General features: G+C 73.2%; 8 protein-coding genes. All 8 read right to left on the bottom strand.

Annotated features, from left to right (window positions below; translation table 11 throughout):
• Positions 1-45: 45 nt before the first annotated feature.
• Positions 46-984: a DUF5926 family protein gene (locus JWR81_RS32035; protein ID WP_297661378.1), complete on the bottom strand. Its 939-nt coding sequence runs from the start codon at positions 982-984 to the stop codon at positions 46-48.
• 226 nt (positions 985-1,210) lie between these two features.
• Complete coding sequence (locus JWR81_RS32040) at positions 1,211-2,128, bottom strand: DUF4328 domain-containing protein (RefSeq protein WP_297661380.1); 918 nt, start codon at positions 2,126-2,128, stop codon at positions 1,211-1,213.
• A 65-nt stretch (positions 2,129-2,193) separates the two neighbouring features.
• Positions 2,194-2,523, bottom strand: a complete 330-nt coding sequence (locus tag JWR81_RS32045; protein WP_297661382.1) for a rhodanese-like domain-containing protein — start codon at positions 2,521-2,523, stop codon at positions 2,194-2,196.
• Positions 2,524-2,650: 127 nt separating this feature from the next.
• Positions 2,651-4,285: a cation acetate symporter gene (locus JWR81_RS32050; RefSeq protein WP_297661384.1), complete on the bottom strand. Its 1,635-nt coding sequence runs from the start codon at positions 4,283-4,285 to the stop codon at positions 2,651-2,653.
• A complete protein-coding gene (locus JWR81_RS32055) occupies positions 4,282-4,614 on the bottom strand; it encodes a DUF485 domain-containing protein (RefSeq protein WP_297661386.1) in 333 nt (110 codons plus the stop codon). The genes JWR81_RS32050 and JWR81_RS32055 overlap by 4 nt, the downstream gene beginning before the upstream one ends.
• A gap of 135 nt (positions 4,615-4,749) precedes the next feature.
• Positions 4,750-6,501: a cation acetate symporter gene (locus JWR81_RS32060; RefSeq protein ID WP_297661392.1), complete on the bottom strand. Its 1,752-nt coding sequence runs from the start codon at positions 6,499-6,501 to the stop codon at positions 4,750-4,752.
• A gap of 7 nt (positions 6,502-6,508) precedes the next feature.
• Complete coding sequence (locus tag JWR81_RS32065; RefSeq protein WP_297661394.1) at positions 6,509-8,287, bottom strand: cation acetate symporter; 1,779 nt, start codon at positions 8,285-8,287, stop codon at positions 6,509-6,511.
• A gap of 6 nt (positions 8,288-8,293) precedes the next feature.
• A partial coding sequence (locus JWR81_RS32070) for a hypothetical protein (RefSeq protein WP_297661396.1) occupies positions 8,294-8,944 on the bottom strand: 651 nt, incomplete at its 5' end.

Below are 8,944 nucleotides of genomic sequence, written 5' to 3' on the forward strand. Positions count from 1 at the left end.
GTAACCACGGAAGGTGGAGCCGGTCACACCCGACCGTTTCGCCGGTCAGCGGAGAGTGATCTGCTTGCCGGCCAGCGCGTCCTTCGCCCGGCGCTCGGCGTCCGTCAGCGGGGCGTCTTCCGCCAGTGCCGCGTCGAGACGCTTCGCGAACGCCGCCACCGGTTCGGTCCACTCCTTCGGGTGCAGGTCGCGGTCGAGGTCCCAGACCGGTACGAGCAGGCCGTGGGCGCGGAAGGCACCGGCGTAGCGGGTCTCCTCCCCCAAGCCGAGCTCGCCGCGGGCCTGCAGCCGCGCCAGCGCCGCCATGAGCGCGTCCTCGGGCTCGGGGCGGACCCAGCGCAGATGCGCCTTCGAGCCGGTGTCCACCCAGTACGCGGCGCGGACGCCGGGTGCCACGACGGCCTCGGTCGGCATGATCACCGCGTTGGCGCGCTCGAGCGTGGCCGTGACCTCGGCGCTCGGCTCGGAGCCGTCGGCGCTCGGCGGGATCCACCAGGCGAAGTCGCTGAACAGCGTGACGCCGAGGGCGGCGGCGGGGTCGAGGAGGTCCTGCATCCGCTCGGTGCCGTGGGTGGCAGGCGGGACGACGGGCAGCGACGTGCCCGGCTCGGCGTCACGGGCCCACGCCAGCGCGCGGGCGAGGTCTGCGGACAGATCGCCCGAACGGGTCTGCACCTGCATGCCGAGGAAGATCTCGCCGCCGTCGCGCACGAGCGCCGCGGACGCGCCGGGCAGCACCGACGCGAGCGTGACGGGGACGCCGGGCGATTGCTTGAGCGGCAGCGGCGCCGTGGCCGACGGCAGGAACTCCCGCATCGCCACGAGGTCGCACTCGGCCGCGAGACCCTCGAACGGCCGGATGACGATGACGTCGTCCCCCGCGCCGTGGCAGGCCTTGAAGCGCTTGCCGGAGCCGCACGGGCAGGGACGACGGGGGTTCTCGCCCGCGGGAACCGCCTCGCGGGTACGTGTCTTCTTCGCCATGGTGCCGATGACGGTAGCGGTCCGGCCGGACGGGGCAGGATGGGACCGTCACGTCCCGCCGCCGGCAGGCGCCCGTCCTGATCCCCTTCGACCCCGCGGACGCCGGCTCCCCTGCCGATCCCTACCCCACGCGCGCAGCAACGCCCGCGCCGGTGACAGGACACGCGCGCCGGCCCACTGCGGCTCCTGCCGCGCCAGGCGGGGTGCCCGCACCAGGCCGGTCGGGCTAGGAGCCCGCCACCGCCGGCTCGGCGGCGACGTCCGTCTCCCCGGACGGGGCGGGGCCCACCCGCACCAGCACCTCCCGCCGTCCGGCGCGGGCCGGGCCCAGCAGCCGGGTCAGCCGCACCACCAGCACCGCGGTGTACCCGGCCGTGACGGCCGCGAGGAGGTCCACCAGCGCGTGCAGCACGACCCCGTCGGCGCGGGCCTGCACGCCGGAGCGCAGCGACAGCAGCAGCACCACGATGCCGAACACCACGCCCGCCGCCCACAGCGCCCACCACACGAGCAGCAGCCGGGACGGGCGGGGGCGCTCGTCGGCGGGACGGCCGAGCGCGGCGTGCTCGATCTCGGCGAGCACCGAGCCGGGGACGGCGAGGTTGAGCCCGGGCACCGCCCAGCCGAGCACGATCGCGCGGACGCCGTGGGCAGGGCGGACACCCGCCGCGTCGGCCGCGGCGCGGGACGCGCGCACCGTCCAGAGCACGAGCCGGATCCCCGCCAGCACCGCCAGCAGCGGGGCCACGGTGCCCGCGGCGGACACCAGCGCGTCGGACATGGCGACGACGCGGGCGGAGAGTGCCTCGTCCCGGCTGTCCAGCAGCAGGACGTAGCGCCACACCTCGGCGCCCGCCGCGAGCACGGCCACCGTGGCGGCGGCCCAGAGCAGGGGCACGAGGCTGCCGAGCGTCGTCCGCGTGGCGGACAACGGGTCCGGGGCGGCGGGCAGCGGCTCCGGCGGCTCCCAGGCCTGCGCCGGGAATCCCCAGCTCGGCAGGAAGCGGTATCGCGGCGGCCCCGTGTAGGGCGCGCCGTAGCGGGGCGGCGTGACCGGCACCGTGGACGGCGGCGGCTCGGCCACCCAGCGCAACGGGGCCAGGTAGCGGCCGCAGTGCGGGCAGAACGGGCCGCCGGCGGGCACCGATCGCTGCCCGCACCGCGGACAGGTGACCGGCGACCCGGCGGCGGGGGTGGCCACGGCGGCGGCTAGATGACGTCCGGCGGGACGCCGTCGCGCTCGGACACCATCGGGCGGCCGGCCGCGGCCCAGGCCTGCATCCCGCCGTCGACGTTCACGGCCTGGACGCCCTGCTGGGCGAGGAACGCCACGACCCGGCCCGACCGGCCGCCGGAGCGGCAGATCACGTAGAGCGGGTCACCGTCGGGCAGATCGGCGATCCGGCCTGGCACCTCGTTCATCGGCACGTGCGTGGCATCGGGGGCGTGGCCCGCCGTCCACTCGTCGTCCTCGCGGACGTCGAGCAGGACGGCGTCGGTAGGGAGGTCGGTCATGCCGACCGCGGGCACCGCGTTCATGCCGGCATCCTGCCACGCGGGGGCGTCACGGTCCGGTGAACGCCCGGCCCCGGTGACGCCGCTCCCCCGAGACGACGCAGGGGCGCCGCGACGGATCGCGACGCCCCTGCGGGCTCGAGCACGTGCGTCAGTGCATGACGGCCTTCTCCGCGCCGGCGCCGGTCAGCGACCGGACCTCCATCTCGGCGTACTTGGCCCGGTCGACAGCCTTGCGGCCGCCGACGAAGGTGCCGATCACACCCAGGAGGAACGACACGGGGATCGAGACGATCCCGGGGTTCTCCAGCGGGAAGAAGTCCCAGCCGCCGCCCGGGAAGATCACGCTCTTCGGGCCGGAGACCACCGGCGAGAAGATGATCAGCAGCACACACACGCCGAGGCCGCCGTAGATGCTCCACAGCGCACCGGTGGTGTTGAACCGCTTCCAGAACAGCGAGTAGATGATCGTCGGCAGGTTCGCCGATGCGGCCACGGCGAACGCCAGTGCCACCAGGAACGCGATGTTGATGCCGTTGACGAGGATGCCGCCGACGATCGCGAACGCGCCGACCACGAGCGCCGTGCGCCGCGCGACCTTCACCTCCTGGTCCGGCGACGCCTGCCCCTTCTTGATCACGTTGGCGTAGACGTCGTGCGCGAAGGACGCCGATGCCGTGATCGTCAGGCCCGCCACCACCGCGAGGATCGTGGCGAACGCGACCGCGGAGATCAGGCCGAGCAGCACCTCGCCGCCGAGCCGGTAGGCCAGCAGCGGCGCGGCGGAGTTGGCCCCGCCGGGAGCGGCCTTGATCGCGTCCGGGCCGACCAGCGCGGCCGCGCCGAAGCCGAGCACCAGCGTGAACAGATAGAAGATCCCGATCAGCCAGATGGCCCAGACCACCGAGCTGCGGGCCTCCTTGGCCGTGGGCACGGTGTAGAAGCGCATGAGGATGTGCGGCAGACCCGCGGTGCCGAGCACCAGGGCGAGGCCCAGTGAGATGAAGTCGATCTTCGCGGTGGGCGTGGTGCCGTACTGCAGGCCCGGGGCCAGCAGCTTCTCGCCGACCTTCGGGCTGGCCGCGACGGCGTCACCGAGGAGCTGCGAGAAGTTGAACCCGACGAAGCCGAGCACCCAGACCGTCATGACCGCGGCACCGATGATGAGCAGCACGGCCTTGATGATCTGGACGTAGGTGGTGCCCTTCATGCCGCCGACCAGCACGTAGATGATCATGATGACGCCGACCACCGCGATGACGACGCTCTGCAGCCCGCGGTTGCTGTTGGGGATCTGCAGCAGCAGCGCGATCAGGCCGCCCGCTCCCGCCATCTGCGCGAGCAGGTAGAAGAACGACACGACCAGCGTGGACGTGGCCGCCGCGGCGCGCACGGGGCGCTGCCGCATGCGGAACGCGAGCACGTCGCCCATCGTGAACTTGCCCGTGTTGCGCAGCAGCTCGGCCACCAGCAGCAGCGCGACGAGCCACGCCACCAGGAAGCCGATGGAGTAGAGGAAGCCGTCGTAGCCGCTGGTCGCGATGGCACCGGCGATGCCGAGGAACGACGCGGCCGAGAGGTAGTCGCCCGCGATCGCGACGCCGTTCTGCTGGCCCGTGAACGACCGGCCGGCGGCGTAGTAGTCCGACGCGGTCCGGTTGGTGCGGCTCGCCCGGTACACGAAGATCAGCGTGATGCCGATGAACACGACGAAGATGCCGATGTTCAGTCCCACGCTGCCGATCACGGGCGCGGCGGGCGCGGGCGCCTGTGCGAGGACGCTCACGCCACTCCCTCGATGCGCTTGCGGATCCGCTCGGCGGCCGGGTCGAGGTTCCGGCTCGCGTAGCGCACGTAGACGGTGGCGATCACGAACGTGCTGACGAACTGCAGCAGGCCGATGATCAGGCCGATGTTGATGTTGCCGGCGACCTTCGTGGCCATGAACTCCGGCGCGTAGGACGCCAGCAGCACGTAGACCAGGTACCAGATCAGGAACGCCGCGCTCATCGGGAAAACGAAACGCCGGAGCCGCGACCGCAGGTCAGCGAACTCCGGGCTGCCCTGGACTTGCTCGTAGACCGATCCTGTCGACCGCTCGCCTGTCGTGCTCACGGCATCACTCCCCGTCTCGTGTCCTACATACGCCGAGTAGTCATGAGGCCCTGGAGGGCGACAGCGCGGCAGACGGTAAACGACACGGGCGCAAGGTGTGGAATGCGCCACTCGGGTGATAAAGATCCCTCTGTCCTACGAACCGCCGCGGCGGGGCCGGTCCTCGAGCCGGTCCCGGCTCAGGCCGAGACGCTCGGGGGCGTGCAGGCGCAGCAGCACCTGGTCGGCGTCGGCGGGCCGTCGTCCGGCCGTCCATCGGCTGACACCGATCATCACGAGGAACGCCGCGGGCACGCTGACCAGCGCGGGCCGGTAGAGCAGCACGCCCGTCCAGCCGGATCCGCCGAACCCCGCCAGGCTCACCCCGACCGCACCCGCCGAGAGGATGCCGCCGACGAGCACGCCCGCGATGGCGCCGCGGTCGGTGAGACCGCGCCACCAGATGCCGAGCAGCAGCAGCGGGCAGAACGTGGAGGCGGCCACCGCGAACACCAGGGCCACGGCTTCCGAGAAGTCGAGCCTGGTCACGAAGAGCGACAGCACGAGCGGCACGGCGCCGGCGATCACCGCGGCCAGCCGGAAGTCGCGGACCCGGCCGCTGCCCAGCACGTCGGTGGACAGGACGCCGGCGATGCTCACCACCAGGCCCGACGACGTCGAGAGGAACGCCGCCCACGCGCCGGCCGCCACGAGCGCGCCCAGCAGGGCGCCCGCCCAGCCGCTGCCCAGCACGGCCGTCGGGAGCAGCAGCACCGCCGCATCGGTGTCGCCGCTGACCAGCAGCTGCGGGGTGTAGAGCCGCGACAGCGCCCCGACCAGCGAGGCCGTGATGTAGAAGGCCCCGATGAGCGCCAGCACGAAGACGGCCGTGCGGCGGGCTGCCCGGCCGTCGGGGTTGGTGTAGAAGCGCACGAGGACGTGCGGCAGGCCCATCGTGCCGAGGAACGTCGCGAGGATGAGCGAGTACGTGCCGAGCAGCCCGTCGGGCCGGTCCTCGGGGAACGGCGTGAGCCAGCTGTCGTTCTGGACGGGGGCACCGGCGACGACCGGCACCGGCGAGCCCGCAGCGAACTCGAGCGTGGCGCCCGCCGTCACCGTGTGGGTCCCGGGTTCCCAGACGAGCGGCGCGTCGACGCGCCGCACGCCGTCGACCGTGCCGGTGGCGGTGACGGGGATCGGGGTGCGCACCTGCAGCAGGACGTCGGTCCGGACGTCGACGGTGGTGGGGTCGCGGAACGACGGCGGTGCGGGACGGTCGAACGTGGTGCCGCCGCCGAGGAAGAAGACCAGCGCGATGACGGCGGGCAGCGCCAGCGCGGCGAACTTGAACCAGTACTGGAACGCCTGCACGAACGTGATCGAGCGCATCCCTCCCAGCACCACGGTGGCGACGACCACTACGGCGGCGGCGGCCTCGCCGGACCAGGAGGGCAGCGCGGTGACGGTGGCGACGGTCAGGCCCGCGCCCTGCAGCTGCGGCAGCAGGTACAGCCAGCCGATGAGCACCACGAACGCCGTGCAGACCTTCCGCAGGACGGGTGAGCGCAGCCGGGCCTCGGCGAAGTCGGGCACCGTGTACGCGCCGGACCGCCGCAGCGGGGCTGCGACGAACAGCACGAGCGCGAGGTAGCCCGCCGCGTAGCCCACGGGGTACCAGAGGGCGTCCACGCCGTCACGCAGGATGAGCCCGGCGACGCCGAGGAACGACGCCGCCGAGAGGTACTCCCCGGAGATCGCCCCGGCGTTGGCCACCGGGCCGACGGTGCGCGAGGCAACCAGGAAGTCCGACGTGCTGCGCGCCACGCGCACGCCGATGGCGCCGATCACCGCGGACAGCACCGCGATCAGCCCCATGGCCGCGATCGCGAGGATGCCCGTGGTGGTCACGGCGCCACTATGTCAACTCGGGCCGGGCCTGGTCACCGGCTCGGTACCGATCGACGGTCCTGGGGCGGTCGACACGGTCCGGGTTGAGCCCGAGCCGCTCCGGCGCGTGCAGCCGCAGCAGCGCACGTTCGACGTCGGACGGGACCTGTTCCCGGGACATCCGGCTGACCACGATCATGGCGAGGAAGGCGGCCGGCACGGTGACCACCGCCGGCCGGTAGAGCAGCACGCCGACCCAGTTGGCCGGCAGGGCCATGAACATGCTCAGTCCGGTGGCGACGCCTGACAGCACCCCGCCGACGAGGACCCCGGCGATCGCCCCGCGCGCCGTGAGCCCCCGCCACCAGATGCCGAGCACGAGCAGCGGGCAGAACGTCGACGCGGCGACGGCGAACACCAGCGGCACGGTGAGCGAGAAGTCCAGCCGCGTGACCGTGAGGGCGAGCGCCATCGGGATGACGCTGGAGAGCACGGCGGCGAGCCGGAAGTCCTTCAGCTTCCCCCGCAGCACGTCGGTGAACAGCACGCCGGCGAGGCTCACCACGAGGCCCGACGACGTGGAGAGGAACGCCGCGGCGGCACCGGCTGCCACCAGCCCGCCGAGCAGCCACCCGACCCATCCCGGCCCGAGCGCGGCCGTGGGCACGAGCAGGATCGCCGCGTCGCTCTGGTCGCTGACCATCAGCTGCGGCGTGTAGAACCGGGACAGCGCCCCGAGCAGCGTGATCAGCATGTAGGCGCCGCCGATCATCGCCAGCACGGCCACCGTGGTGCGACGGGCCGCCCGCCCGTCGGCGTTGGTGTAGAAGCGCACCAGCACGTGCGGCAGCCCCATCGTGCCCAGGAAGCCGGCGATGAGGATCGAGTAGATCTCCAGCAGCTGGTCGCTCCTGTCGCCCGACATCGGCCGCAGCCAGTCGCGGTCGGTGGTGGGGGTGCCGACCGGCGTCGGCACCGCCGATCCCGCGTCGAACGTCAGCGAGGTCTGCGCCGCCACCGTGTGCCGGCCCGCCACCCACTCCACGGGCCCGTTCACCGGTTGCCCGTCGACCACGCCGGAGGCGGTGAAACCCACCGGTCCGACGGTCTGCAGCACCACGGGGGTCCGGACGTCCACGGTGGTCCGCTCGGGGAACTGGGGCGGGGCGGGCCGGTCGAACGTGCGGGCGTCGGAGAGGAAGACCCCGAGGACGACGATCGCGGGGATCGCCAGCGCGGTGAGCTTGAGCCAGTACTGGAACGCCTGCACGAACGTGATGGAGCGCATTCCACCGCCGACGACGGTCAGCAGCACCACCACGCCCGTCACGGCGACGCCGCTCCACGCCGGCAGGGACGTGAGCGTGGTGAGTGCGAGGCCTGCGCCCTGCAGCTGCGGCAGCAGGTACAGCCAGCCGATGATCAGCACGAACACGGTGCAGATCTTGCGCAGCGCGGGTGAGGCGAGCCGGGCCTCGGCGAAGTCGGGCACCGTGTACGCGCCCGAGCGGCGCAGCGGGGCCGCGACGAACAGCACGAGCGCGAGGTAGCCCGCCACGAACGCGACCGGGTACCAGAGCGCGTCGGTGCCCTCCCGCAGGATGAGCCCGGCGATGCCCAGGAACGACGCCGCCGAGAGGTACTCGCCGGAGATCGCGCTGGCGTTCGCGACGGGGGTGACGGTGCGCGAGGCCACCAGGAAGTCGGAGGTGCTGCGCGCGACACGGACGCCGAACGATCCGATCCCGGCCGACACGACACCGACGAGCGCGATGGCGACCAGCGCCACCAGGGAGGGTGTGCTCATCCCTTCCTATTCTTGCACGTGGTCGGCGAAGCTCTGCTCCACGCGCTCGGCCGTCCGCGTGTGCCACCAGCCCAGCCCGAGCAGGAACGGGTAGACCAGCACGCCGAGCAGCAGCCACGGCAGGCGCAGACCCAGGACGTCGGTCTCACCGATGGCGGGGAACAGCGCGAACAGCAGCGGCAGGATCCCCAGCGTCAGTCCGGCGCCCGCGGCGAACCGCAGCGCCACCCGCAGCTGCGAGCTGATGAGGTTGCTGCGCAGCAGCTCACCGACGGCGGTGCCCTCCTGGATGTCGACGACCGTGCGCACCGGGCGGGCCACGCCCTTGCGCTCGGCCAGCACGACGCGGACCCGCTTGGCGGGCGCGTCGTCGTCCTCGGGACGCGGGAAACGGGCACCGCGGGGCGCGTCGGCCGTCTCCTGCTCACCGGCGCGCTGGGCCGGGACCGCGACGCCCGGCGCCGGGGTGTCGGGCTCGGCGGGCGGCATCGAGCTGGCCGACCAGAGGATGCCGTCCGCGGGCTCGTCGACATCGTCATCGTCGTCGTGGGCGTCGCGGCCGGGGTCGGCGAAGGGCTCGACCGGACCCTTCAGCGGGCCCGGGTCGGGACGTCCGCGCGGGGCCGCGGTCGGCGGCCCCGCCGTGGGCGGCGTGCC

Origin of the sequence: Pseudonocardia sp., from assembly GCF_025965585.1 — a bacterium.
GTDB lineage: Bacteria > Actinomycetota > Actinomycetes > Mycobacteriales > Pseudonocardiaceae > Pseudonocardia.